Raw genomic sequence first — 25,328 nt, 5'->3', positions numbered from 1 at the left:
GACCGAGCTCAGGCCGGCGACCGCCTCCACGCGGTCGACAACCTGAGGATCGTGCTGACCGTGCTGGTCGTCGCCCACCACGTGGCCGTCACCCGCGCGGCAGATTCCTGTCCGACCATGCCTTCACCGTCTACATCATCCACCCGCTCGTGCTGGTCGCCCTCGGCTACGCGCTGCGGCCGATCGAGGCGATCGCCATCGTCAAGTTCGCCATCATGCTCGCCATCGCGCTGCCGGCGTGCTGGGCCCTGGCCTACGCGGTGCGGTCGCTGCCCGGGGTCAAGCGGGTGTTGTGAGCAGCTCCGGCAGCGGGGCGGCCCGGCCGCCCGCCACGCACACGTACGTGATCGTGCCGATCGCCACGAGGCCGCCTGCCGGGCCGCCTGCCGGGCCGCCTGCCGGGCCGCCTGCCGGGCCGCGTGCGGGATCGCCCTCCCGTCGCATCGTGAACCTCATCGTGAGGGACGTGGTGCCGACCCTGGCCGGAGCGCTCTCCACGGCCAGCACGTCGCCCAGGCGGGCGGGGGAGTGGTGCTCACAGCCACTCGCCCTGATCACCAGGTCGGCCCCGCCCTCCCGGAGCCGCCCGTAGCCGCCCCTGGCGTCCAGCCAGTCGAGGAACGCGTCCTCGAAGAACTCGTAGTAGCGAATCGCGTGCATCATGGCCTGGGCGTCGCAGTGCCGCGGGCGCACCGGGAGGTGGGAGATCATGCCGGCGAGTCGTAGAAGGAGTCGAGGACGTCGCCGTGACGCTCCTCCACCACCTTGCGCCTGATCTTGAGGCTGGCCGTCAGCTCACCCGTCTCCACCGTGAAGTCCTCCGCCAGGATCGCGAACTTCTTGACCGTCGCGTAGCTCGCCTGGCCGGCGTTGACCTGCTCGATCGCCTTCTCGACCTCCGCGCGCACGCGGGGGTGCTCGCGCAGCTCGCGCGGGTCCGCCGGCAGCGACTCGGCCTGCGCCCACGGTCCGACGACGTCCATGTCGAGGGTGACCAGCGCCGTCACGTAGTTGCGCCGGTCGCCGTGCACGAACACGTGCGAGGCGTACGGGCAGGCCGCCTTGATCCGGCCCTCCAGATAGGTCGGCGCGACGTATTTCCCGCCCGACGTCTTGATCAGCTCCTTCTTGCGGTCGGTGATGAGCAGCCGCCCGGCCTCGTCGAGCTCGCCGATGTCGCCGGTGTGCAGCCAGCCGTCCTTCAGCGCCGCCTCCGTCTCCTCCGGCAGGCCGTGGTAGCCGCGCATGATGCCGCGCCCGCCGATCAGGATCTCGCCGTCGTCGGCGATGCGGACCTGGGTGCCGGGGAACGGCTGCCCGACCGTCCCGAACCGCACCGAGCCGGGACGGTTGAGGAAGCTGCCCGCCGACGACTCCGTCAGGCCGTACCCCTCGAGGATCGTCAGGCCGGCCGCGTCGAAGAACTCGGCGATGTCCTGCGACAGCGGGGCGGCGCCCGAGATGAAGAAGCGGATCCGGCCGCCGAACCGGTCGCGGAGCTTGGCGAAGACCAGGCGGTCGGCGAGGGCGTACTCGATCCTGGTGGTGATCGGGACGGAGACCCCGCGCTGGCGGGCACGTACGACCCTGATGCCCGTCCGCTTCGCCCAGGCGAAGATGGGGGCCTTCACGCCGCCCTCGCGCCGCACGTTGGCCACGACCGTGTTGTGGATCTTCTCGAAGATGCGCGGCGCGGCCGCCATGACCGTCGGCCGCAGCTCGCCCAGGTTGTCGGCGATCTTGTCGAGGCGGCCGTCGATCGCCGTGGGCACGCCGGCGTCGATCATCACCACCTCCAGCAGCTTGCCGAACGAGTGCGACAGCGGCAGCCACAAAAAGTGCAGGTCGGCCTCGGAGATCAGGTTGATCTCGCGTACGGCGCCGGCCGCGTAGAGCCAGTTGTCGTGCGTCAGCTCCACGCCCTTGGGCCGGCCGGTGGTGCCGGAGGTGTAGATGAGCGTGGCCAGGTCGTCCTGGGCGATGGCGTCGACCATGTCGTCGTAGCCGCCCCCGGCGTCGGGTGTGCCTTCGGTCAGCGAGCCGAACGTGATCACCCAGCCGTCGTCGCCCGGCGAGCCGTCGATCACCACGACGTGGGCGACGTCGGGCAGTTCCTTCCGCACGGATCTGATCTTGGCGACCTGGTCGTCGTTCTCCGCGATGACGATCGTGCTGCCCGAGTCGGTGATGACGAACGCCGACTCCTCGGCCGTGTTGGACGGGTAGATCGTCGTCGTGGCCGCCCCGGTGGACAACACCGCCAGGTCGGCCAGGATCCATTCGAGCCGGGTGGAGCAGAGGATCGACACGCGGGTGCCGGGCCCGGCGCCGAGCCGGGCGAGCCCCAGAGCCAGGCCGCGGACCCGCTCGCCCACCTCCCGCCATGACAGTGAGCTCCAGCCCTCGTCGGAGGGCACCCGGTACGCCTCGGCGTCGGGGGTCGCCGTGATCCTGTCGCGCAGCAAGGACGGAATGCTGGACATGCCTGACCTCCTGGAGGGTGTGTGGCCGACTCTAGGACCACGGCGGTGTCTCAGTCGATGGTCTTGATCGACGGTCCTCCGGAGGCGGAGGTCGCGACCATGCGCGAAGTCCGTACCTCCCAGACGCCGCAGGCGCACCTCAGGTAGGAGACCAGGCCCTCGGACGTGCGATGGGAGGAGACGAGAGTCAGGGCGAGAGGGTCGTGCAGATCTGCTGAGTGCATGATTCCAACCTGATGTAATGGCCTTATGCATTTCAACGCTTACGGCGGCAACGGGGCGGCCCTCGCGGCGGCGCTGGTCAACGCGACCGACTTCAGCCCGGCGGCGGTCGAGGCGATGCTCACCGAGCACCGCCTGCTGCGCGCCGCCGTCACCCCGGACGAGGCCGGGGAACTGCGGGCGTGGGCCCGCCGGCTCGACCCGGTGTTCGGCGAGCTCGACCAGGACACCCAGATCAGGCTGGTCAACGGGCTGCTCGACGTGACCGCGTCCAAGCCGTACGTGAGCGCCCACGACGGCCGCGAGCCCCACCTGCACTTCTTCTCGGTGGACGCCGACATCGTGGCCAGGGCGAAGGACACCACCGCCGGTGGGCTGGCCATGGCCATGTCGTTCGCCGGCGGCCGGCGGCTGGGGCGCTGCGGCAGGGACGGCTGCGGTGTCGTCTACGTCGACACCTCGCGCAACGGGCGCCGCCGGTTCTGCACGCCGGCCTGCGCCAACAGGGTGAACGTCGCGGCGCACCGGGCGCGCAGCCTTGCCAGGTGATCTGCACGTCGCATACACTTCCGTCGTTCTGTCGCCGATCCGTGAGGGCAGCCGACGTGAGGATCTGAGGTCGCGGGCACCGCGCCGTTCCGCCCTGTCCTGGGCGCCGCGCGCACACCTGACCTCAGGCGACATCCTCGCCTCGATCGCGGACTCCGTACGAGTTCCCCTGGGTTGCGCGTCTATGCGGTGATTTCCCGCCACGTCATGACATTTCGACGTTTGTGATGGGGAGCCGCCTTTATGTCTTTCTCGCTGGTCATCGATCATGTCTCCTTCGCCTGGCCCGACGGCAGCAAGGTGCTCGACCGGCTCGACGCCGCGTTCCCGGCGGGGCGTACGGGGCTTATCGGGCTCAACGGATCAGGCAAGTCCACGCTGATCAAAATCATCGCCGGTGAGCTGGCCCCGCAGTCCGGGTCCGTCTCCCTCACGGGCGAGGTGGGATACCTGCCGCAGAACCTGCCGCTCGTGGCCGGCCGTACCGTGTCCGACCTGCTGGAGATCAGCGCGACCCGGGCGGCGCTGCACGCCATCGAGAGCGGCGACGTGGCCGAGGAGCACTTCGCCGCGGTCGGCGACGACTGGGACGTCGAGGAACGTGCGCGGGCCGAGCTCGACCGGCTCGGCCTCGGCCACATCGGCCTGGACCGCACCGTCGGCACGCTGTCCGGCGGCGAGACCGTCATGGTCGCGCTCGCCGCCCAGCTGCTGAAACGGCCCGACGTGCTGCTGCTCGACGAGCCCACCAACAACCTCGACCTCGAGGCGAGGCGGCGGCTCTACGCCGCCGTGTCGGCTTGGCAGGGCGTGCTGCTGCTCGTCAGCCACGACCGGGCGCTGCTGGAGCTCGTCGACCAGGTCGCCGAGCTGCGCGACGGCGCCGTACGCATGTACGGCGGCAACGTGAGCGCCTACGAGGAGCAGGTCGCCGCCGAGCAGGAGGCGGCCGAACGTACGGTGCGCACCGCCGAAGGCGAGGTGAGACGGCAGCAGCGCGAGCTCGTCGAGGCCCGCACCAGGATCGACAGGGGGCTGCGCGCGGGCAGGAAGGCGTTCGAGAACAAGAAGGTGCCGAAGATCGTCGCGAACGGGCTCAAGCGCAAGGCCCAGGTCAGCGCGGGCAAGCAGCGCACCCTGCACCTGGAGAAGCTGGAGGAGGCCCGCGAGCGGCTGAGCGAGGCCGAGCAGTCGGTGCGCGACGACGCGGAGATCCGCATCGAGTTGCCGGGCACGGAGGTGCCGGCCGGCCGTACGGTGCTGACCCTGCCGCTCGGCCCGCCGCCCGGAGCCGCACCCCCCGCGCAGGAGGACGCGCAGGAGGGCGTGCTGGAGACCCTGGTCGTGCGCGGGCCGGAGCGCATCGCGCTGCTCGGGCGCAACGGCTCGGGCAAGACCACGCTGCTCAGGCGCATCCTGGCGCACGGCGCCCACGTGCCCGTGCGCTACCTGCCGCAGCGGCTCGACCTGCTCGACGACTCGCTGAGCGTGGTGGACAACGTGCGCGCCGCCGCCCCCTCCGCCTCGGTGAACGAGGTACGCGCCCGCCTGGCGCGCTTCCTTTTCAGGGGCGATCGGGCCAATCAGGCGGCAGGCACGCTCTCGGGCGGCGAACGCTTCCGCGCGACGCTGGCCGCGCTGCTGTCGGCCGAGCCGCCGCCGCAGCTGCTCCTGCTCGACGAGCCGACCAACAACCTCGACATGGCCAGCGCCGCCCAGCTCGCGCAGGCGCTGTCGGCCTACCGGGGGGCGCTCATCGTGGCCAGTCACGACGTGCCGTTCCTGGAGACGCTCGGGATCACCCGCTGGCTGCACCAGGACAGGGAGGCCGGACTGGCGGAAACGTGATTGACGTTCGGGGATCAACCGGGCGATAGTGTGGCAGGTGGCAGCACCGCGGTTGATCCCCTGCGTTCTCGCCCTGACAACGCTCACACTCGGCGCGTGCTCGGCCGGCCCGGCCTCGCCCACAGGGGGCGAGAGCAAGGTCACCGGTGTGGCCGGCGGCCAGGACGGCGCTCCCTCGGTCAGCGGCGGCACACCCGCCGCCCCCAGCGCGACCGCACTGACGCCCGAGGCGTACAAGGACGAGCTCGGCGGCGAGCGTAAGACGATGCGCGCCGCGCTCGACGCCCTGGCGGGCGCGCGCGGGCTCAAGTCGCTCGACCAGAAGCTCGGCCGCGCCCGGTCCGCCCTGAGCGACGGCGCCGACCAGCTGGCCGGCCTCACCCCGCCCGAGTCCGTACGCGCCCAGCACGACGCCTATGTCGCCGGTTTACGCGCCGTCGCCGCCGCGCTGGCCTCCACCGGCGACAAGGTCGGCGGCCGGGACCTGTGCACCTCCTCGGCCGTGTTCACCGACCTCGACGACACGCTGGACCGGCTCGACGAAGCCGGGGAGGCCCTGGAGAGCGCCGGGGACTACAAGGCCGACGTCGTCGGCGTGACGGTCAAGAAGAAGCAGAGCAGGCGGCTGCGCAACGGCTCGTACGTGCGCAGGAGCACGCTCAACGGCCGCAGCTCGCTGGAGATCGACAACGGCGGAGACCGCGACGCGGTGGTCACCGCCGTGCGGGGCGGCAGCAAGGCGTTCAGCGTCTACGTGCGCAAGAACGCGCGGTTCAAGGTGCGGGGCGTGCGCGACGGCACGTACCGGATCTACTTCACGCACGGCGTGGACTGGGACGGCAAACGCAAGGCGTTCACCCGCGACTGCAGCTTCGAGAGGTTCCAGAAGTCGGTGAAGTTCAGGACGACCTACACCGCGACGCAGGTCCGCTGGCACGACTGGCGGGTCACCCTGCACGCCATCTCCGGAGGCAACGCCCGCACCTCCCCGGTGGACCCGGACGACTTCCCCGGCTGAACCCGCGCGGCCCCCGGGCGGCGACGGGCGGCGACGGGCGGCGACGGGCGGCGACAAGAGCCTCTCTAGAGGCCGCGCCGGAGCCCCGAGAGGCCGCGAAGGCCGCGCACCCCGCCGGTGCGCGGCCCTCGACCTGCCGGTGCGAGCGTCAGCTGGAGAACAGCATGCCCACCCAGCTGCGCTGGCGGTGGCCCTTGTGCCCGTAGTGGCCGCCGTGCGGCGCGCCCCACGCGGGGCCGGGACCGGGACCGTGACCGGGGGCGGGAGGCGGAGCGGAGTGGAACTGCGTCTCCATCCGGGTCAGCGTCTCGAGCTCGCCGTAGTCGAGGAAAATCCCACGGCAGTTGTCGCACTGCTCGATGTGGACGCCGTTGCGCTCATAGGTCCGCATGCTTCCGCGGCACTTAGGGCATTGCATCTAAGTCGCTCTCCTTGACTGTGAGGTCTCCAGGCTGAAACCTATCTCGCGCAACCCCGTCACGCCCGGACGATTCTGTTGCACGCCTCGACCAACGAATACTCCACCTCGTCCAGTTCCCGGTTCTCGCGTTCGGCGTTGACCACCGCGACCGCGGCGAGCTGGACGGTGAGCGCCCTGGCGGGGACGTCGAGGCGCTGCCACGGGTCGTCGCCCTGACCCAGCGCCGGCCCGCCGGAGGCCTGGTAGGCGCCCAGGAACCTGGCCCACACGTCCGGGTCGAGCAGCCCCGCGGCGTACCAGGCGGCCGGCCTGGCCAGATCCCACGCGGGATCGCCGACGCCGAGATCGTCGACGTCGATGAGCAGCCACCCGCCGCGGTGGACCAGCTGCCCCAGATGCCAGTCGCCGTGCGTGAGCAGCCCCGGCTGCGGGTCGGTCTCGGGCAGCTCCTTGAACGTGCGCCTGACGAGCTGCTCGACGGGCCCGTCACCGGACATGCGCTCCACCGCCCGGGCCGCCCTGGCGGGACCTCCGGCCCCGGGCAGCGCCGGCACCAGCGTGAGAGGGACGGCGTGCAGCCGGGCCAGCAGCCTGGCGCCCTCCTCCCACGGGGCGGAGTCGGGGTCGTCGTGCGCGACCGGCCGCCCCGCGGGCCAGACCGTGACCGCGCGCCCGGCCACCGTCAGCACCTCGGGCTCCAGCGGGGCCAGCATCACGCCGCTCAGCGCGGCCGAGGCGGCGGCCCGCACCCTCGGGCGCAACGCCTCGGCCTCGTCGCGCGCCGAATGAGCCTTCACCACGACCTCGCCCCGGCGTAACACCATCACATCGGTGCGGGTCGGGTGTAACTCGGGCGTGCCCGTGCCGCCGTACGCCGCGGCGACGCCCGCCAGCTCCGCCTTCAGAGTCACCAGTACAGACTAGAGGGCATGAGAGTCGGTTTCGCAGTACCCCAGTCAGGGGCCTGGGCCACCCCGGCCCACATGCGCCGCATCGCCACGCGTGCGGAGGAGCTCGGCTACCACGAGCTGTGGACGTTCCAGCGGCTGCTGTACCCCGTGGGGCATCCGATGGGGCCGACCTACCGCGCCGTGCACGATCCGCTGATCACGCTCGCGCACCTTTCCGGGGTGACGAGCGGGATCGACCTCGGCGTGGCCGTGGTCAACGCCTACGTGCCGCCGGTGCTGATGGCCAAGCAGCTCGCCACGCTGCAGACGGTCGCGGGCGGCCGGCTCACCGCCGGGATCGGGCTGGGCTGGCTGCCCGAGGAGTTCACCGCCACGGGCACCGGCATGAAGGGGCGCGGCCGCAGGGGTGAGGAGTTCGTCGAGGTGCTGCGCAAGGCATGGCGCGACGAGGTGGTAGAGCACGACGGCGCCTTCTACCGGGTGCCGCCCTCCCACATCGACCCCAAGCCGGCGCCGGTCCCGCCCCGCATCCTGCTGGGCGGCACCGCCGAGGTCGCGCTGCGCCGCGCCGCCCGGCTGGCCGACGGGTGGGTGAGCTCCAGCAGGGAGGATCTGTCCGCCATCGCGGGCAGGGTGGAGCTGATCAGGAGGGAGCTGGCGGCCTCGGGGCGCGACGCGAGCGGGTTCCGGTTCGTGTGCAGGGGCGTCACCCAGGTGCGGCCCGGCGACGAGGACCGTGCGCTGACGGGCACGTACGACAAGATCAGGGCCGACGTGGCCGCCCTGGCGGCCCGCGGGGTGACGGACGTCTTCCACGATCTCAACTTCGACCGCGAGATCGTCACCGCCGACCCCGAGGAGGCGATGCGGCGCGCGGAGGAGGCCCTGGAGGCGCTGGCGCCCTAGCCGCCGTACGGCACCGTGATGATCTCCAGGTTGTGGCCGTTGGGATCCTCCCAGTAGAGGCCGCGGCCGCCGTCGTTGGTGTTGATCTCGCCCGGCCGGCGGTGGTGGGGATCGGCCCAGTAGGTCAGGCCGCGCTCCTCGATGCGTCCTTTGATCAGGTCGAACTCCTCCTCGCCGACCAGGAACGCGTAGTGCTGCGGATGCACGGGCCCGCCGGCCTCGGCGACGTCGAGCGAGACGTCGTTGCCGAGCGAGACGACGCGGAACGGGCCGTAGACCGTCGGCGGCTCCAGCCCCAGGACATCGGCGAGGAACGCGGCCGTCGCGTCCCTGTCCTTCGCCGCCACGATGGTGTGGTTAAGGTGGACAGCCATATCCGCAGGCTACTCCAGCGCCACGGGGAGCGTGCCGACGCCGTTGACGAAGTTCGACGGCAGCCAGGTCACCGGGCCCGTCACCGCGATCGACGACACGCTCGCCCGCAGCTCGGCCAGCAGCGCGCGGAGCTCGGCGCGGGCGAGCTGGGCGCCCAGGCAGAAGTGCGGGCCGTGCCCGAACGTCAGGTGCCGGTTCGGCGTCCTGCCGGCGTCGAACCGGTCGGGGGCGTCGAAGACGGCCTCGTCACGGTTGGCCGACACCGTCCACAGCGCCACCGCGTCACCGGCCGCGACCCGCCGCCCGGCCAGCTCCACGTCCCGCGTGGCGACCCTCCCGACGTGGGCGGCCGGGGTGGTCCAGCGCAGGATCTCCTCGACGGCCGGGTCCACGAGCGCCGGGTCCTCGCGCAGCCGCGCCCACTCCTTGTCGTACGTGGCCAGCGCCAGCAGCCCGCCGGCCATCGCCAGCCGGGCCGTCTCGTCGCCGCCGATGATGAGGTTGTAGCAGTTGAGCAGCACCTCCTCCTCGGTCAGGTCGCTGCCGACGAGCAGGCTGATCACGTCGTCGCCCGGCGCCGTCCTGCGCCGGGCGGCCAGGCGCGTGTAGTAGAGCAGGATCTCGCTCTGGGCGACCATCGCCGCCGGCGGTGTCCTGCCGGTCCGGCCCGCCGCCGGGGTCTCGCCCAGCATGGCTTCGCCCGTCAGCTCCAGCACGCGCTGCCGGTCCGCCTCGGGGACGCCGAGCAGTTCGCAGATGGCCCGCAGCGGCACCTGCGCGGCCACCTCCGCCACGAAGTCGCCGCCGCCGCGGCGTACGAACGCGCCGAGCAGGTCGCGGGTGGCCTCCTCGATCGAGCGCGTGACCGGGCCGAGCGTACGCGGGCCGAAGCCGGGCGTCAGCAGGCGGCGCAGCCGGGCGTGCCGGGGCCCGTCCGTGACGACCAGCATCTTCCCCGCGCCGGGGTCGTGCCCCCGCAGCAGGGTGCGGAGCATGTTGCCCCGCAGCGAGCTGAACGTCTCCGGGTCGCGTACGACGCGCAGCACGTCGGCGTGGCGGGTCACGCTCCAGAACCGCTCGTGCCTGCGCACCGGGTCGTGGGCGCGCAGCCAGCGCCACACCGGGGTGAGGTCGTGCGTGGCGTGCAGCTCGGGATCGAGCAGGTCGAGCGCGTCGATGCCGGCCGGGTCGGGGCTGGGTCTCATGCGTCGAACTCGTCCAGGAGGTCGCCGAGCGGGTCGTCGTCCGGTTTGGCGAGCACGCGCGAGATGAGCTCCTCCAGGGGCAGCTCCTCGAGGAACAGTTCGATGGGAGCCTCCAGGCCGAAGCGGTCGCGCAGCTCGCCGACCAGGAAGACGGCGGTCAGGGAGTCGCCGCCGACGGCGAAGTACGTCCTGCTCAGGTCCTGCGTGCCGGTCAGGTCCAGGGTGGTGAGGAACAGGCCGGTCACCGCGGTCCTCGTGTCCTGCGGTTGTTCCGGTGGTCGGGGTGGCGGCGGGGCTCCGACGGTGAGCGCGCCGTGGTGCTCGCCCGCGAACGGGTACGTGGGCAGGTGGGCCCGCCGCCCGCCCGTCCGCGGCCAGACGACGTCCTCACCCCGCAGCCACGCCTCACCCAGCACGGAACGGAGTCCTCCCGCTGCTGATCCGCCCGTCACCGCCGCTTCCCCGGCCGCTGCTCCTCCGGCCGCCGCTTCTCCGCGTGCGGCGAGCGCGTCGAGGGCGGCGGCGGCCTCGGCGCGGGTCGTGGCGGTCACGTAGGCGCGGGCGTCCAGGGCGGCGCGGCCCGTGGCCAGGGTGCAGGCGACGTCGGCCGGCGACGGCGCGCCGGGCGCGCGCAGCGCCTGAGCCAGCCGTCCCGCCGCCGTGGCGAGCTGGGCGGGCGTCCGCGCCGACAGCGGCAGCACCAGCGGCGGCCCGTCCCCGCGATCCTGGCCGGGTCCGTCCGTCCCGTGGCCCACGGCGGGATCGTCCGAGCGCCGCAGGGTGGCCGCGCGCGTCCCCGTGCTCGAGGGGCGAGCGGGTGGTTCCTCCAGGACGACGTGGACGTTCGTGCCGCCGATGCCGAGGGACGAGACCCCGGCCAGGCGCGGGCCGCTCGGGGGTGGCGCCCACTCCGTGGTGGCGGTGAGCAGGTGGAACGGGGTGGAGTCGAGGTCGAGGTCGGGGTGGGGGCGGCTGACGTTCACCGTGGGGACCATCGTCCGGTGACGCAGCATCAGCGCGGCCTTGATCAGCCCCGTGACGCCCGCCGCCGCGTTCAGATGGCCGACGTTGGACTTCACGGAGCCGATCGCGCACCGCGGCGCGTCGGCGAAGGCCGCGGCGGCGGCCGCCACCTCGATGCGGTCGCCGAGGTCCGTGCCGGTGCCGTGCGCCTCCAGGAACCGCGCGTCCGAGGGTTCCAGCCCGGCCGCCGCCCACGCCTCGACGATGGCGGCGATCTGCCCGTCCACGCCGGGCGCGGTGAACCCCACCCGTCCCGCGCCGTCGTTGCTGAGCGCCGTGCCGCGGACGACCGCGTGGATCGGGTCGCCGTCGGCCAGGGCGTCCTCCAGTCGTTTGAGCACCACCAGCCCGACGCCGTTGCCGCCGACGGTGCCCGCCGCCTTCTCGTCGAAGGGCCGGCACCGCCCGTCGGGGGAGAAGATGCCGCCGGGCTCGTACAGGTATCCCCGCTTGTACGGCGTGTCGATCGACACGCCGCCGGCCAGCGCAAGGTCGCACTCGCTGAGCAGCAGCGCCTGGACCGCCAGGTGCACGGTGGCCAGCGACGTCGAACAGGCCGTCTGGACGGTCATGCTGGGCCCGGTCAGGTTCAGCCGGTACGACACCCACCCGGCCATGAACTCCCTGTCGGTGAACATCCGCACCTGCATGGGCCCGAGCCTGGCCCGCAGCCCGGGATCGAGCTGCGCGGCCAGCGCGTGCTCGCTGGGCTCGCCGCCCACGTACACGCCGGTCCTGTCGGGGGCCGCGCGCGGGTCGTACCCGGCGTCCTCCAGCGCCGACCACGCGGTCTCCAGCAACTGCCGCACCTGCGGATCCAGCGCCCGCGCCTCCGCCGCCCCGAACCCGAACAGCTCGTGCTCGAAGCGGCCGGCGTCCGCCAGGTAGCCCTTGGACGGCACGTAGCCGGGATGGCGAAGCTCGTCGGCGGGTACGCCGTCGGCCAGCAGTTCCTCCTCGTCGAAGTCGGTGATCGAGCAGACGCCGTCGCGCAGGTTGGTCCAGAACCCGGCCACGTCGCGGGCTCCGGGGAAGCGGCCACTCATCCCCACGATGGCCACGGCCGGTGCGTCGGTCATGCGTTACCGCCTTTCTGTGCGTTCCTGCGCGCGGCGAGCCGTTCGCGCCTGTTCCGGCCGCGCCGTCTGGCCTCGCCGGCGTCCGCCGGGTGGCGGGTGCCCTCGGGGTGGTCGAGCCGGTCGGCGAGGGCGGCGACCGTCGGATGCCGGAAGAGGTCGACCAGCCCGAGCCCGCCGTCCTTGCCGCGCTCGCGCAGCGCCGCCAGGACGGCCAGCAGCCTGATCGAGTTGCCGCCCAGGTCGAAGAAGTTGTCCTGCGCGCCGACCTGCGCCCCCGCCGGAGGGAGACCGAGCACTTCGGCCCACACCTCCGCCAGCAGCCGCTCGGTGCCCGTGGCCGGGGCGACGTACGGGCGGCCCAGGTCGGGGCGGGTCGGCGGCGGCTCGGGCAGCAGCGACCTGTCCACCTTGCCCGACCTGTTGACGGGCAGCTCCGGCAGGAACACCACCGAGTCGGGCACCATGTAGCCGGGCAGCCGGTCGCCGAGCCAGGCCCGCAGTTCCGCGGCGGCGGGCGGCTCGCCGCCGGCCACCACGTACACCGCCAGCCGGTCACCGCGCACGGACGCCGCCGCCACCGACACGCCGGGGTGGGCCGCGAGCACGGTCTCGATCTCGCCCAGCTCCACGCGGAAGCCGCGCAGCTTGACCTGCGTGTCGACGCGGCCCAGGTAGGACAGCACCCCCTCGGCGTCGTACCTGCCGAGGTCGCCCGTACGGTACATGCGCCCGCCCGGCGGCCCGTACGGGTCGGCCACGAAACGCTCGGCGGTCAGCGCCGGCCGGTTGGCGTAGCCCCTGGCCAGGCCCGACCCCGCCAGGTAGATCTCCCCGGTCACGCCCACGGGCACGGGACGCAGCCGCTCGTCCAGCACGTACGCCCGCCCGTTGGCGACCGGCCGCCCGATCACCACGGGCCGCCCCGGCGACAGGTCGGCCGTCGTCGCGTAGACGGTGGTCTCGCTCGGCCCGTACGCGTCCACGATCCGCCGCCGCGGCGTCGCCCAGCGCTCGACCAGCTCGGCCGGGCACGCCTCGCCGCCGACGGCCAGCGTGCGCAGGTCCGGCAGGAGCGTCTCGCGGGCATCCGGCGGGCAGGGCAGTGACATGGCGGCCGACGGCGGCAGGAAGGCGTAGGTGATGCGGGAGTCGCGCAGGCGGGCGTACAGGTCCTCGCCGAGCCGTTCGCACTCGGCGGCGATGTGCAGCTCCGCGCCCGCGACGAGGGAGAAGACCACGTCGGACACGGCCACGTCGAATCCGAACGACACGTACTGCAGCACCCGGTCGTCGCCGGTCACGGGGAACTGGTGGCGTACGGCGGTGGCCAGGTTCAGCAGGGCCCGGTGCTCCACGGCGACGCCTTTGGGGGTGCCGGTGGAGCCGGAGGTGTAGAGGATGTAGGCCGTGTCGGCGGGCCGGGGCCGCGCCGTGAGCTCGGGCCCGACCGGCGGGAGGGGTTCCTCGCCGCCCGGGGTGGCGACGGGCACGCCGAGGTCCACGGGCCCGTCCGCGATGAGCAGCCGCACCCCCGCGTCGGCGATCATGAACTTGAGGCGGGCGGGCGGATGCCCGGGGTCGAGGGGCACGTACGCGCCGCCCGCGCGCAGCACGGCGAGCGCCGCCACCACCATGTCCGCGCCTCGGGGCAGGCAGAGCCCCACGGGGATCTCCGGCCCGACGCCCGCCGCCTGCAGCCGGTCCGCCAGCCGGTCGGCGCGCCGCAGCACCTCACGGTACGTGAGCGTGGTGGAGCCGCAGACGAGCGCGGTGGCGCCGGGACGCTCGGCGGCGCGCTCGGCCACCAGGTCGGGCACCAGGCGGGTGGCGGTGGCGGCGGCCGTACGGTTCCAGCCGTCGACGATGAGGCGCTGGTCGGCGGGGTGAAGGAGGCCGGCGGTGCTCACGGGCCCGCCGGGCTCGGCGAGCAGGCCGTCGAGCAGCGTCCCGAAGGCGCGTGCCCAGTGGCGCACGGTCTCCCGGTCGAACAGGTCCGCCCGGTGCACGAGGTGGGCGGCCAGCTCGTCTCCCTGGCGTTCGACGTTCATGAGCAGGTCGAACTTGGCGTCGTCCAGCAGCAGTTCGACGCGCTCCGCCGTGGCACCGGGCAGGTCGAGAGCGAGCACGGTGTCGTCGTCGTAGGCCAGCATCACCTGCACGAGCGGGTCGTGGCTCAGCTGCCTGCCGGGGGCCAGGGCCTGCACCACGGCCTCGAACGGGGCCTCGTGGTGCGGCCGGGCCGCGAGGAGGCGGTCGCGCACCTGGGCGAGCAGGTCCGCGAACGCCGGGTCGTCCGACAGGTCGGCGCGGACGGCGATCGTGTTGACCAGCAGACCGATCATGGGCTGCACGTCCGGGTGGTCGCGGCCGGCCACCGGGACGGCGATGACGAGGTCCCGCTGGCCGCTGATCCTCGCGAGGAACGCGGCGAACGCCGCGAACATCACCATGTACGGCGTCACGTTCCGTTCGGCGGCGACCTCGGCCAGGCGCTCGCGCGTGCCGGGAGGCAGCGGGACGCGCACGACGCCGCCGGCCGGCGACTGCACGGCGGGGCGTGGCCGGTCGGTGGGCAGGGCGAGCGTCGTGGGGGCGTCCTTGAGGGTGTCCGCCCAGAACGCGACGGACCCGTCCATGGTGTGCAGCCGCTCCCGCTGCCAGACGGCGTAGTCGGGGTACTGCGGCACAGGCCCCGCCTCCACCTCCGGGGACCCGCCCGTCGAGGTGAGCCGCCGGTATGCGCCGGACACCTGCTCCAGCAGCAGCCGCAGCGACCAGCCGTCGCACACCAGGTGGTGGACGGTCAGCAGCACGAGGTGGTGCTCGTCGGCGAGGACGTGGACCACGCAGCGCAGCAGCGGCCCGGCCTCCACGTCGAACGGCCGCGCCGCCTCGGCCTTCAGCCGCGCGTGCGCCCGCGCCCCGGGCACGTCCCGCTCGACGCGCAGCACGACCCGCGCCTGCTCCGCGACGACCTGCACATAGCCGCCGTCGTGCGGCTGGAACACCGTGCGCAGCGACTCGTGCGCGGCGACCACCGCCTCCAGGGCCGCGCGGAACGCCTCGATGTCGAAGGGCCCGCGCACGTCGAAGGCCGCGGGCACGTTGTACTGGGCGGTGCCCGGGTTGAGCTGGTCGAGCACCAGCATTCTGGCCTGCGCCGGTGACACGGGGAACTCGTACTGCTCCATCACGACTCCCGGAGGATCGGCTCGACGACTTGGGCGATCTCGGCGGCGGGTCCGGGCCTGAGCAGGTCGCTGTGCCCGCACCCGAGGTCGTGCACCCGCACGTGGCGGGCGCAGCGGCTCCAGCGCTCCGCCTTGACAGGCGAGTCGAGGCCGCCGGGTTGGGCGGTGGCCGAGAACAGCAGCACCGTCCCGTCGTACGGCGGCGGCCGGTAGGTGACGGCCAGTCGCAGATGCCCGGCCACCGTGCCGGCCACGGCCGACAGGTGCCCGTCCGTCAGGCCCGACAGCGGGCCCTCGCTGCCGCGCACGGCGGCGAACACCCGCTCCGGCTCCAGCCGGCCGGGCTGCGCGTAGGGGTGCAGCGTGCGGGTGCGCAGCAGGATGGTCAGCGCCTCCTGCTCGACGGCGTCGGGGTCGGGGTCTTCGCCCGGCGGCCAGGGGACCGCGTCCAGCGAGGCGACCAGCCCCACCCGCCGGCCGCCCTCCCTGAGGCGGGCGGCCATCTCGTACGCGAGCAGCCCGCCGAAGGAGTGGCCCAGCAGCAGGTACGGCCCCTCGGGCCGGACCTCCAGCAGCCGCGCCAGGTAGTCGTCGGCCAGCTCCCGCATGGTGCCGGGCAGCCGCCAGTCCGGTGCACCGAGCACCGGCGACTGCAGCGCGTGCACCGGCCGGTCGTTTGGGAGGTGAGGGAGCAGCGCGGTGTACGACCAGCCGATGCCGCGGCCGGGGTGCACGCAGAACAGCGGCGTCCCCTCGCCGCCGTCCCGCAGCGTCAGCAGCGGCGACAGGTCCAGCTCGGCCGGCGCCCGATCGAGCCGGACGGCCAGCTCGGCGGGCGTGGGAGCCTCGAACAGGGCGGCGATGGAGGTGCGGACGCCGAGCGCCGACTCGATCGCGGCGGTGAGCCGCATGGCCAGCAGCGAGTCCCCGCCCGAGGCGAAGAAGTCGGTGCCCGCGTGCGCCTCCGGCAGGCCGAGCACCTCGGCGAACAGGCCGCACAGCTCTTTCTCCCGCGCGGGACCCTGCTGGGACCGGCCGTGCGGGAAGGTGTCCACGCGGGTCCCCGGCGGCGTGAGGGCGGGCAGGGCGGCGCGGTCGACCTTGCCGTGGGGGGTGAGCGGCAGGCTCTCGAGCGGCACGTACTGCGAGGGCAGCAGATACCTGGGCAGCCGGGCGGCGGCGTACGCGCGGACCCGCTCCAGCGTCCCGTGGGGCACCACGTACGCGATCAGCCGCCGGCCGCCCCCGGGCGCGTCGGCGGCGGTCACGACCGCGCGGGACACGCCGGGCGAGCTCTCCAGGACGGACTCCACCTCGCCCGGCTCGATGCGGTGGCCGCGAATCTTCAGCTGGCCGTCCGCCCGGCCGGCGAACTCCAGCTCCCCGTCGAACGTCCACCGCGCCAGGTCACCGGTCCGGTACATCCGCTCGCCCGGCGCGAACGGGTCCGCCACGAACCGCTCCGCCGTGAGTCCCGGCCGGCCGAGGTAGCCGCGGGCCAGGCCCGTTCCCGCGATGTACAGCTCGCCGACGACGCCGGCCGGGGCCGGGCGCAGGCGGGCGTCCAGGACGTACACGCGGGTGTTGTCCAGGGGCCGGCCGATCGGCACCGGTCCTGTCCCGGGCTCCGGGCCCACGGGATGGGCGGTGGCGAACGTCGTCGTCTCCGTGGGCCCGTACCCGTTGACGACCCGTACGCCGTGCCGGGCCGCCCGGCGGACCGCGTCGGGCGGCAGCACGTCGCCCCCCGCCCACACCTCGCCCGCCGCGGCCAGCGCGCCGGGCGCCAGGTCGGCCACGGTGCGGAACAGCTCGGCCGTCAGCCACACCGCGTCCAGCCGGCCGTGCAGGACCGTCTCCGGCCGCAGCGGGCCCGGCGGGGCGATGACGACGGTGCCGCCGTTCAGCAGCGGCGCCCACACCTCGTACGTGGCCGCGTCGAACGTGTGCGGGCTGTGCAGCAGGACCCGCCGGTGCCCGGCGAAGCGTCGGTCGGCGGCCAGCTCCGCGATGTTCGCGTGGGTGACGACGACGCCCTTGGGGGCGCCGGTGGAGCCGGAGGTGTACATGACGTAGGCGGCCGATCCGGGATGCGCGGGCCTCGGCGTGAATCCGCCGCCCGTGGCCGGCGGGCTCGTCAGGACGATCCGGGCGCCGCTGTCGGCGATGAGCCGGTCGAGGCGGGCCCGCGGTTGCCCGGGATCGAGCGGGACGTAGCAGCCGCCCGCCTTGAGCACCGCCAGCTGGGCGACCACCAGGTCGGGCGAGCGCTCCATGAGCAGCGCGACCGGCGTCTCCGGCGCCACGTCGAGCCCGGCCGCGACCTGGCCGGAGCGGGCGTCCAGCTCCGCGTAGGTGAGGGTGTGCCCGCCGTGCTCGACGGCCACGGCGTCCGGGGTGCGGGCCGCCTGCGCCGCGAACCGCTCGTGCACCGATCCGCCCGCCCGCTCGCGCGCGGCGCCGTTCCAGCTCACCAGCAGCCGCCGTCTCTCCGGCTCGGGAAGCACGTCGCCGTGCTCCGTACCCTCGGCGAGCAGCTCGAACGCCCTGGTCAGGCGGGCCGCGACGGCCTCCGTCTCGGCGCGGCCGACCAGGTCGGCGCGGTGGCCGAGCCGCAGCCACCACCGCTCGCCGGCGACGACCGTGACCGTGAGCGGGTAGTGGGTGGCGTCGCGCACCTCGGTCAGGCGCACGCCGGAGGAGTCCAGGCCGTCGCGCGGGTAGTTCTCGAAGGCCAGCAGCGTGTCGAACAACTCGCCGCCGCCGCGTCGCACGTCGGCGAGGCGTACGTGGTGGAAGGCCGAGAGCCTGGCCTGCTCGTCCTGCAGGCGTTCCAGCAGGCCGGGCTCGCCCGTCCTGACGCGGACCGGCAGCGTGTTGATGAACAGCCCCACCATCGACTCGACGCCCGCCAGCTCCGGCGGGCGGCCCGAGACCACCGTGCCGAACACCACCTCGGAGCGCCCGGTCAGCCGCGCCAGCACCAGTCCCCAGGCCGCCTGCGCCAGCGTGTTGACGGTCACGCCCGACCGGCGCGCCCGCCGGCGCAGCGCCTGGCTCAGCTCCGCCGTCAGCTCCGTCTCCACCGCGCCCTGCCGCATGCTCGCCGCGCCGGCGTTCGCGGACCTGCCGGGCCGCAGCAGGGTCGGCCCCGGCAGGTCCGCGGGCGCGGCCCGCCACTCGCGCGCCGCCCGCTCGCCGTCCTGGGCGCGCAGCCAGGCCAGATGGTCCCGGTAGGGCGGCGCGGGCGGCAGCGGGCCCCCACCCGCGTAGAGAGCGGCCAGCTCGCGCGCCAGGATCGGCATCGACCAGCCGTCCACGAGCAGGTGGTGCAGGGTCAGCACCAGCTCCCGCCGCCGCACCAGCGTGGCGCGGACCAGCGGCGGCCGGGTCACGTCGAACGGGCGCAGCCGGTCGGCCTCCAGGATGCGCTCCAGCTCGGCGTCCGACGGCGGGTCCACCTCCGTCCACGGCAGGCGCACCCGCCGCGGTACGAGCTGCACCGGGCGGTCCAGGCCCTTGTGCCGGAAGCAGACGCGCAGGTTCTGGTGCCGGTCGAGCAGGGCCTCGACGGCCGCCCGCAGCCGGGCCGGGTCCACGGGCCCGTCGACGGCGAACCTGGCCTGGATGACGTACACGTCGTCGCCGCCGTACAGGGCGTGGAAGAGCAGGCCCTCCTGCGCGGGGGAGAGCGGCAGCACGTCGGCCAGCGCGCGGCTCACCAGTCGCCGTCCAGGTCGGCCTCGAGCGCCTCGATCTGGCTCTGTGTCAGCTCGACCAGCGGGAAGTCCGAGCTGGTCGCGCCGCCCTCGCCCACCTTGCCGGCCAGCTCGGCGAGCGCGCCTGACCAGTGCCCGGCCAGCTCCCCGGCGCGTTCCTCGCTGATCGCCTCGGCGGCGTAGGACCAGCTCGCCACCAGCCGGACGCCGTCCCCGCCCTGCTGGGCGACGGCGTCCAGCTCCACCGCGTACGCCATCGGCGCGTCCGGCATGCCCGCCAGCTCGCCGTCGAACCTGCCCAGGTAGTTGAAGCGCAGGTCGGCCGCGGGCAGCGCGGCGAGCCTCGGCGCGGTGTCCCGGTTGAGGTGGCGCAGCAGCCCGTGGCCGAGCCCGCCCGACGGGACGGCGCGCAGGCGTTCCTTGACGCGCTTGAGCGCGGCGGCGGGCTCTCCCGAGGCGTCCAGCCGCACGGGGTGCTGGACGGTGAACCAGCCGACGGTGGCCGAGACATCGACCTCACCGGTGGGGTCGCGGGGCAAGTCGCTGGTGAAGGCGTCCCTGCCGTGCCGTTCGACGTCGACGAGCACGTCCGTGCCGCCGCGCCAGCGTGCGACGGCGAGGGCGAGCGCGGTCAGCAGGACCTCGTCGGGCCCGCAGCCGAACGCGGCGGGCACGTGGGTGAGCACCTGCTGGGTGAGGTCGGCGGGCAGGCGGGTGGTCAGGGTCGTGCGCGGGCCGCCGCGTCCCTTCCACCCCGGGGCCAGCAGCGTGGCGCCGGCCGCCGCCGTCGCCTCCCAGAAGGGCAGCTCCGCCACCCGCTCCGGACGCCGTGCCTCGGCGGCCAGCAGGCGGGCCCAGCGGGCGAACGAGGTGCCCTGCGCCGGCCCGCCGGAGCCGGGGGAGCGCAGTAGTGCCTCCAGCTCGGGGCCGAGCAGGCGCCACGAGACGCCGTCCACGGCGAAGTGGTGCGCGGTGACGACCAGCCGGTCCGGCGCGGGCCAGGCCGCGGCCAACATCCGGCCGCTCCCGGGGTCGACCGGCGGGACCGCGCCCGGACCGGAGTCCGCGTCGGGCCGGGAGACCGCATCCGTACCGGAGGCAGGGTCCGGATCGGACCGGCTTCGGTCTGCTCGGCTTCCGTCCGCTCGGCTGAACGGGACCTCCGGTGCCTCCTCCGGGGACAGGACCTCCAGCTCCCAGCCGCCGTCCGCGTGGCGCAGCAGGCGCGTGCGGAGCGCCGCGTGCCTGACCGTCAGCGTGCGCAGCGCCGCCCGGATGCGCTCCTCGTCCACCCCGGCGGGTACGGGCACGGTCAGCGACTGAGTGAACGTGCCGAGCGAGCCCCCGTGCTCGCGCCACCAGTGCATGATCGGCGTGAGCGGGAACCGGCCCTCGGGGCGGTCGGTCACGGTGCTTCCCGCGCTGACCCGGGCGACGGCCGCCAGCGCGGCCGGGGTCCGCGCGACGAACACCTCGCGCGGCGTGAGACCGAGGCCCTCCGCCCTGGCCCGGCTGACGAGCTGGATCGCCGTGATGCTGTCGCCGCCGAGCCGGAAGAAGTCGTCCTCCGCCCCCGCCTCGGGCACACCCAGCAGCTCGGCGAACAGCGCGCAGAGCGTGGCCTCGCGGTCCGTGGCCGGTCCGCGCGACGCCCGGGAGGACCCCGGCGCGGGCGGGTCGGGCAGCGCGGCCCGGTCCAGCTTGCCCTGCGGCGTGACCGGCAGCGCGTCCAGCACCACCAGGTCGGCCGGCACCATGGGCGCGGGCAGCGACGCCACGGCGCGGGCCAGGACGTCCGCGGTGTCGCACGAGCCGCCTTCGCGGGGTACGAGGTAGCCGACGAGCCGGCCTCCGCGGGGCGTGACCGCCGCCCTGGCGACGGACTCGTGCCCGGCCAGCACCGCCTCGATCTCCGCCGGCTCGATCCGGTGGCCGCGTACCTTCACCTGGTCGTCCGCCCGGCCCAGGAACTGCAGCTGGCCGTCGGCCCGCACGTGCGCCAGGTCCCCGGTGCGGTACATGCGCTCGCCGGGCGGGCCGTACGGGTCCGCGACGAACCGCTCGGCGGTCAGCCCGGGCCGGCCGAGGTAGCCCCTGGCCACGCCAGGGCCGGCGACGTACAACTCGCCGGGCACCCCCACGGGCAGCGGCCGCAGGCGGGCGTCCAGGACGTACAGGCGGTAGCCGGCGAGGGGACGGCCGATCGGCGGGAGCCCCCCGCCGGGGGTGAGCGGGTCGCTGACGCTGGCGGCGACCGTGGTCTCCGTCGGCCCGTACGCGTTCCAGAACCGTACGCCCGCCCACGCCGACACCAGCCCGGCCGGGCACACGTCGGCACCGGACGCCAGCCCGCGCAGGTCGGGATAGTCACCGGGCGGCACGGTCGCCAGCACCGCCGGCGGGATCAGCCCGAACGTGACCCTCCGCCGCAGCAGCACCTCGGCCAGGTCGTCGCCGGCCAGCGGCCCCGGAGGCGGGACGACGAGCGTGCCGCCCGAGCCGAACGCCATGCACAGCTCGGCCACCGAGATGTCGAAGGACGGCGCTCCCAGCTGCAACACACGGCTGCCGGCGTCGAGCCCGAACGCCGTCACGAGGGTGTGGGTCAGGCTCGCGATGCCCGCGTGGCCGACCACCACACCCTTGGGACGGCCCGTGGAGCCGGAGGTGTACATCACCCAGGCGGCGTCGTACGGCCGGACCGCGGGCAGCGTCCCACCGGGCGTGGTCGTCCCACCGGGCGTGGACGTCCCGCTCGGTGCGGACGCTCTGGGCGGCAGGCGCTCGATCGTCAGGTTCGGCAGTACGCCGGGCTCGGCGACCAGCAGCCTCGCGTCCGCGTCCGCGACCAGGTACGCGAGCCGTTCGAACGGATGGTCCAGGTCGAGCGGCAGGTACGCGGCGCCCGCCCGCTGCACCCCCAGGATCGCCACCACCAGGTCCACGCAACGCCCGAGTGCCAGCGCCACCACCCACCCGGTTCCTGCTCCGCGCTCGCGCAGCGCGCCCGCCAGGCCGTCGGCCCGCTCCATCAGTTCCCGGTAGGTGAGCCGTTCGGAGTCCGACTCCACGGCGACCGCGTCCGGCGTGCGCGCCGCCTGCCCGGCCACCAGCTCGGGCAAGCTCGTGAAGGGCAGCTCCACACCCCCACCGGCCAGGAAACCACCCACACTGCCGATCACGCCGCCGGTCGTGGTGCCGCCCGCCCTGCCGCCCGCCCTGCCGGACGTGGGGCCGGACGTGGGGCCGGACGTGGGGCCGGACGCGGGGCCGGACGCGGTGCCGCCTGCGCGGCCGGTTCTCCCGCCCGTGGTGTCGGCTGGGGTGTCGCCGGGGTGTGTGGGCCACGGCAGTCGGCCGGGGGCTACCAGGTCCGCTGCGGCCACCGGTGCGTCCGGCTCGGCCACCAGCGAGGCGAGCAGCGTCGTGAACGCCTCCGCCCAGGCCCTGACGACCTCGGGCGCGTACAGGTCGGTGCGGATCTCCAGGCTCGCCTCGAACCCGTCGTCGGCGTCGCGCACGATCCCGATGAGGTCGTGCTCCCCGCCGGTGTGCACCCGTTCGGGGTCGGCGATCTCGCGCAGCCTGGCCACGCTCTCCTGGCGCGGCAGGTGCATGAACACCCACTGGAACAGCGGCGAACGCCCGGCCACCCGCTCGGGGTCGACCGCCTGCACGATCCTGCCGACGGGCACGTCGGCGTGCGCGAGCACCTCGGGGAAGCCGACGGTGAACTCCGACAGCAGCCGCGCGAACGTGGTGTCCTCGCCGAAGCGCCAGCGGATCGGCACGGAGTTCATGACGTAGCCGATGACCCGGTCCAGGCCCTTGGCGGACCTGTTGGCGACGGGAGTGCCCGTGATCAGGTCGCGCTCGCCGGTCATCCGGTGCGCGAACACGGCGAACGCCGTCATCAGCACCCCGTACACGGTGGCCCCGCGCTCCCTGGCCAGCGCCCGTACGGCGGCCTCGGTGTCCCGGCCGATGCGGAAGGCGATCTGCTCGACGCCGAACTCGCCACCGCCCTCGCCACCGCCCTCGCCACCGGCCTCGCCCCCGGGGACGGCCGAGCCGACGGTGAGCGGCCGCGGCGGGTCCGCCAGGTAGCGCTTCCACCAGGCGAGCTGGGCGTCGAACACCCCCGCCGCCTCCAGCTCACGCTGCCGGCCGGCGAAGTCGGCGTACTGGATGGCGGGGCGGCTCAGGCGCGGCCCTGGCCGCGCCCGGGTGCGGTCGCGTACGGCGCGGTAGGCCTCGGTCAGCTCGCCGTGCAGCACGTCGAACGACCACCAGTCGGTCGCGATGTGGTGCAGCGCCAGCACCAGCGTGGAGCGCGTGTCGTCCACGGTGATGAACCGGCCCCTGATCAGCCGCCCGCCGTCGAGGTCGAACGTGCGGCGGCTGAACGTGTGCAGCGCCTCCCGCAGGCCGACACCCGTGCCGCGCAGGTCCAGCCGCTCCAGCTCGAACGGCTCCGCCGGAGGGAACTCCACCCGCAGGTCGCCGACCTCGCCCTTGATCCGCATGCGCAGCACGTCGTGGTGGTCCTGCATGATGGTCAGCGCCGCCTCCAGGTCGGCGGGGTCCACGGGCGTGTCGAAGTGGTACGAGCAGCACAGGTTGAGCGCCGCCGTGTCCGGATAGAGCGACTCGAACACCCACAGATCCTCCTGCGCCGGGCTGAGCCGCACCGGCACGGAGGGGTCGCGCGGGGGCACGACGTCGGGGATCGCCTCCAGCCTGCCCGCCGCGACGAGCCGCCGCAGCAGCTCCACCCGCCGCTCCCCGTCGAGGGCGGCGAACCGCTCCGCGCTACTGCCGCGTGACGCGGATCTCGTGGGTCCCCCTGCCGTTGTCACATGTCCTCCCGCAGCTCCGCGAGCCGTTCCAGCCCGGCCAGCACCTCGTCCACGCCGAGCCCGAAGTCGACGAAGCAGGCCACCTCGTCGCAGCCCAGGTCGGCCAGGTCCGCCAGGCTCTTGCGGCACGTCCCGGCCGAGCCGAGCAGGCTGCCCCAGGTCAGGTAGCGCTGGAAGGCGAACTCGGCGAGCGTGCCGAGCTGCTCGTCGCTCAGCGCGGCCGCGCGGCCGGCGCCGCCCCTGTTCGCCGCGGTCTGCGCCACGTACGACCTGAGATAGTCCTTCAGCGGCCCGCCCGCCCGCTCCCTGGCGTGCTCGTCCGTCTCGCCCACGTAGGTGTGCGCCATGAGCGTGACGGTGCCCCTGGGCGGGGAGCCGGGTTGCTCGGGGGCGCCGTCGTAGGCGTCGCGGTAGGCGTCGATCTTCCCGGCCAGCTCCTCACGGGTCTGGCCGATGGTGGCGCCGAGGATGTTCGTCCGCATCCGCCCGGCCGCCTCCCACGTCGCGGGGCTGCCGGAGGTCGTGGTCCACAGCGGCAGGTGATCGGAGTACGGGCGCGGCTGCGACGTGACCGTCACCGGCTCGCCGGCGCCGTCGGTGAACTCCACGGCCTCACCCGCCCACAGCCGCCGCAGCACGGCGAGGTCGCGGAAGGCTCGTTCCCTGCGGTCCCCGTACGCGCCGGGGGCGAGCACGAAGTCCTTCGAGTGCCAGCCGGTCGCGACCGAGACGCCGGCCCGGCCGCGCGACAGGTTGTCCACGACGGCCCAGTCCTCGGCGACGCGCAGCGGGTGGTGCAGCGGCAGCACGAGGCTGCCCGCCCGCACGTGGATGCGCTCCGTGGCCACGGCGAGGGCGGCGCTGAGCAGGGCCGGGTTGGGGAAGACCTGCCCGACCTGCTGGAAGTGCCGCTCGGGGGTCCAGACGGCGGTGAAGCCGAGCCGGTCGGCGGCCTTCGTGATCGCCAGAATGTCGTCATATTTGGTGGCATGGCCGACGGTGCTGGCGTCGTCCGCGCCGAAGAACATCACGCTGAGATCCATGATGGCGCTCCTCCTCAGGGGCGGGTGCGCGGGATTCTGGGCAGGCGGGGGATGCCCGGCCCTGGCGAGGCCGCTGCCACGGCGTCCGCTTCCTCGCCTGTCCGCGCCTGCCGCGCGGCTCCGGGGACGCCCGGCTCGGCGGCGGGTTCGGGGGCCGGTTCCGAGGCCAGCTCGGAGGCCAGTTCTGCCACGGTGGGGGCGTTGAAGAGGTGGCTCGCGGTGGCGGGCAGACCCTGCGCCGCGAGGCGGGCGGCCACCCGTACGGCCTGCAGCGAGTTGCCGCCGAGTGCGAAGAACCCGTCGTCGCGCCCGACCCGCGCGACGCCGAGCACGTCCGCCCAGACCGCCGCGATCCGCCGCTCCACCTCGGTACGCGGCGCCCGCCCACCGCCCGCCACGGGGCTGCGTCCGGCGGCCGACCCGGCGGCGGGTTCGGCGGTGGGCTCAGCGGTGGGCTCAGCGGTGGGCTCGGTGGC

18 protein-coding genes are annotated in these 25,328 nt (G+C 74.2%); 5 read left to right on the top strand and 13 right to left on the bottom strand.

Annotated elements, in window-relative coordinates; genetic code table 11:
* The first annotated feature begins 149 nt into the window (after nt 1-149).
* Complete coding sequence (locus tag E1295_RS48660; RefSeq protein WP_166427205.1) at nt 150-296, top strand: hypothetical protein; 147 nt, start codon at nt 150-152, stop codon at nt 294-296.
* Here E1295_RS48660 and E1295_RS13255 read toward each other — a convergent pair.
* From E1295_RS13255 to E1295_RS48655, 3 genes are read right to left on the bottom strand one after another with little or no spacing between them, the layout of a single operon-like run.
* On the bottom strand, nt 280-711 hold the full coding sequence (locus tag E1295_RS13255) for an acyl-CoA thioesterase (protein ID WP_132630566.1): 432 nt from the start codon (nt 709-711) through the stop codon (nt 280-282). The genes E1295_RS48660 and E1295_RS13255 overlap by 17 nt on opposite strands.
* On the bottom strand, nt 708-2,483 hold the full coding sequence (locus E1295_RS13250) for an AMP-dependent synthetase/ligase (RefSeq protein WP_132630565.1): 1,776 nt from the start codon (nt 2,481-2,483) through the stop codon (nt 708-710). Before E1295_RS13250 ends, E1295_RS13255 begins: the two co-directional genes overlap by 4 nt.
* A 50-nt stretch (nt 2,484-2,533) precedes the next feature.
* Nucleotides 2,534-2,707: a hypothetical protein gene (locus E1295_RS48655; protein WP_166427204.1), complete on the bottom strand. Its 174-nt coding sequence runs from the start codon at nt 2,705-2,707 to the stop codon at nt 2,534-2,536.
* Nucleotides 2,708-2,732: 25 nt separating this feature from the next.
* Between E1295_RS48655 and E1295_RS13245 the strand changes: the two genes are divergently transcribed.
* The 3 genes from E1295_RS13245 (at nt 2,733) to E1295_RS13235 (ending at nt 6,120) form a co-directional block, all read left to right on the top strand.
* Complete coding sequence (locus tag E1295_RS13245) at nt 2,733-3,254, top strand: CGNR zinc finger domain-containing protein (protein WP_132630564.1); 522 nt, start codon at nt 2,733-2,735, stop codon at nt 3,252-3,254.
* Between the two features lie 243 nt (nt 3,255-3,497).
* The gene (locus E1295_RS13240) at nt 3,498-5,102 is read left to right on the top strand and encodes an ABC-F family ATP-binding cassette domain-containing protein (protein WP_132630563.1); all 1,605 of its coding nucleotides are present in this window, start codon (nt 3,498-3,500) and stop codon (nt 5,100-5,102) included.
* A 37-nt stretch (nt 5,103-5,139) separates the two neighbouring features.
* Nucleotides 5,140-6,120 (top strand): hypothetical protein, encoded by a 981-nt coding sequence (locus E1295_RS13235; protein WP_132630562.1) that lies wholly within the window; start codon nt 5,140-5,142, stop codon nt 6,118-6,120.
* Nucleotides 6,121-6,268: 148 nt separating this feature from the next.
* On the opposite strand, the gene E1295_RS13230 is transcribed toward E1295_RS13235, so the two are convergent.
* Nucleotides 6,269-6,538 carry a TFIIB-type zinc ribbon-containing protein gene (locus E1295_RS13230; RefSeq protein WP_132630561.1) on the bottom strand — a complete coding sequence of 90 codons (270 nt, stop codon included), beginning with the start codon at nt 6,536-6,538 and terminating at the stop codon, nt 6,269-6,271.
* 59 nt (nt 6,539-6,597) lie between these two features.
* Nucleotides 6,598-7,452, bottom strand: coding sequence for a phosphotransferase family protein (locus E1295_RS13225; protein WP_132630560.1), 855 nt, complete (start codon nt 7,450-7,452; stop codon nt 6,598-6,600).
* A gap of 18 nt (nt 7,453-7,470) precedes the next feature.
* Between E1295_RS13225 and E1295_RS13220 the strand changes: the two genes are divergently transcribed.
* Nucleotides 7,471-8,358, top strand: a complete 888-nt coding sequence (locus E1295_RS13220) for a TIGR03619 family F420-dependent LLM class oxidoreductase (protein WP_132630559.1) — start codon at nt 7,471-7,473, stop codon at nt 8,356-8,358.
* Here E1295_RS13220 and E1295_RS13215 read toward each other — a convergent pair.
* From E1295_RS13215 to E1295_RS13180, 8 genes are all read right to left on the bottom strand, one after another.
* On the bottom strand, nt 8,355-8,732 hold the full coding sequence (locus tag E1295_RS13215; RefSeq protein ID WP_132630558.1) for a VOC family protein: 378 nt from the start codon (nt 8,730-8,732) through the stop codon (nt 8,355-8,357). The genes E1295_RS13220 and E1295_RS13215 overlap by 4 nt on opposite strands.
* A 9-nt stretch (nt 8,733-8,741) precedes the next feature.
* The gene (locus E1295_RS13210; protein ID WP_132630557.1) at nt 8,742-9,938 is read right to left on the bottom strand and encodes a cytochrome P450; all 1,197 of its coding nucleotides are present in this window, start codon (nt 9,936-9,938) and stop codon (nt 8,742-8,744) included.
* A complete protein-coding gene (locus tag E1295_RS13205; protein WP_132630556.1) occupies nt 9,935-12,040 on the bottom strand; it encodes a type I polyketide synthase in 2,106 nt (701 codons plus the stop codon). The genes E1295_RS13210 and E1295_RS13205 overlap by 4 nt, the downstream gene beginning before the upstream one ends.
* The gene (locus E1295_RS13200) at nt 12,037-15,231 is read right to left on the bottom strand and encodes a non-ribosomal peptide synthetase (RefSeq protein ID WP_132630555.1); all 3,195 of its coding nucleotides are present in this window, start codon (nt 15,229-15,231) and stop codon (nt 12,037-12,039) included. Before E1295_RS13200 ends, E1295_RS13205 begins: the two co-directional genes overlap by 4 nt.
* Complete coding sequence (locus E1295_RS13195) at nt 15,231-18,953, bottom strand: AMP-binding protein (RefSeq protein ID WP_132630554.1); 3,723 nt, start codon at nt 18,951-18,953, stop codon at nt 15,231-15,233. The genes E1295_RS13200 and E1295_RS13195 overlap by 1 nt, the downstream gene beginning before the upstream one ends.
* Nucleotides 18,950-23,809 (bottom strand): non-ribosomal peptide synthetase, encoded by a 4,860-nt coding sequence (locus E1295_RS13190; protein ID WP_166427203.1) that lies wholly within the window; start codon nt 23,807-23,809, stop codon nt 18,950-18,952. Before E1295_RS13190 ends, E1295_RS13195 begins: the two co-directional genes overlap by 4 nt.
* Nucleotides 23,806-24,852: a MupA/Atu3671 family FMN-dependent luciferase-like monooxygenase gene (locus E1295_RS13185; protein WP_132630552.1), complete on the bottom strand. Its 1,047-nt coding sequence runs from the start codon at nt 24,850-24,852 to the stop codon at nt 23,806-23,808. The genes E1295_RS13190 and E1295_RS13185 overlap by 4 nt, the downstream gene beginning before the upstream one ends.
* A 14-nt stretch (nt 24,853-24,866) precedes the next feature.
* Nucleotides 24,867-25,328 (bottom strand): phosphopantetheine-binding protein (locus tag E1295_RS13180; RefSeq protein WP_132630551.1); only part of this gene is annotated, 462 nt, incomplete at its 5' end.

The sequence above is a fragment of the Nonomuraea mesophila genome (genome assembly GCF_004352805.1).
Taxonomy (GTDB): domain Bacteria; phylum Actinomycetota; class Actinomycetes; order Streptosporangiales; family Streptosporangiaceae; genus Nonomuraea; species Nonomuraea longispora.
Note: the sequence above shows the minus strand (reverse complement) of the source record. Positions and strands in the feature narration are given on the sequence as shown.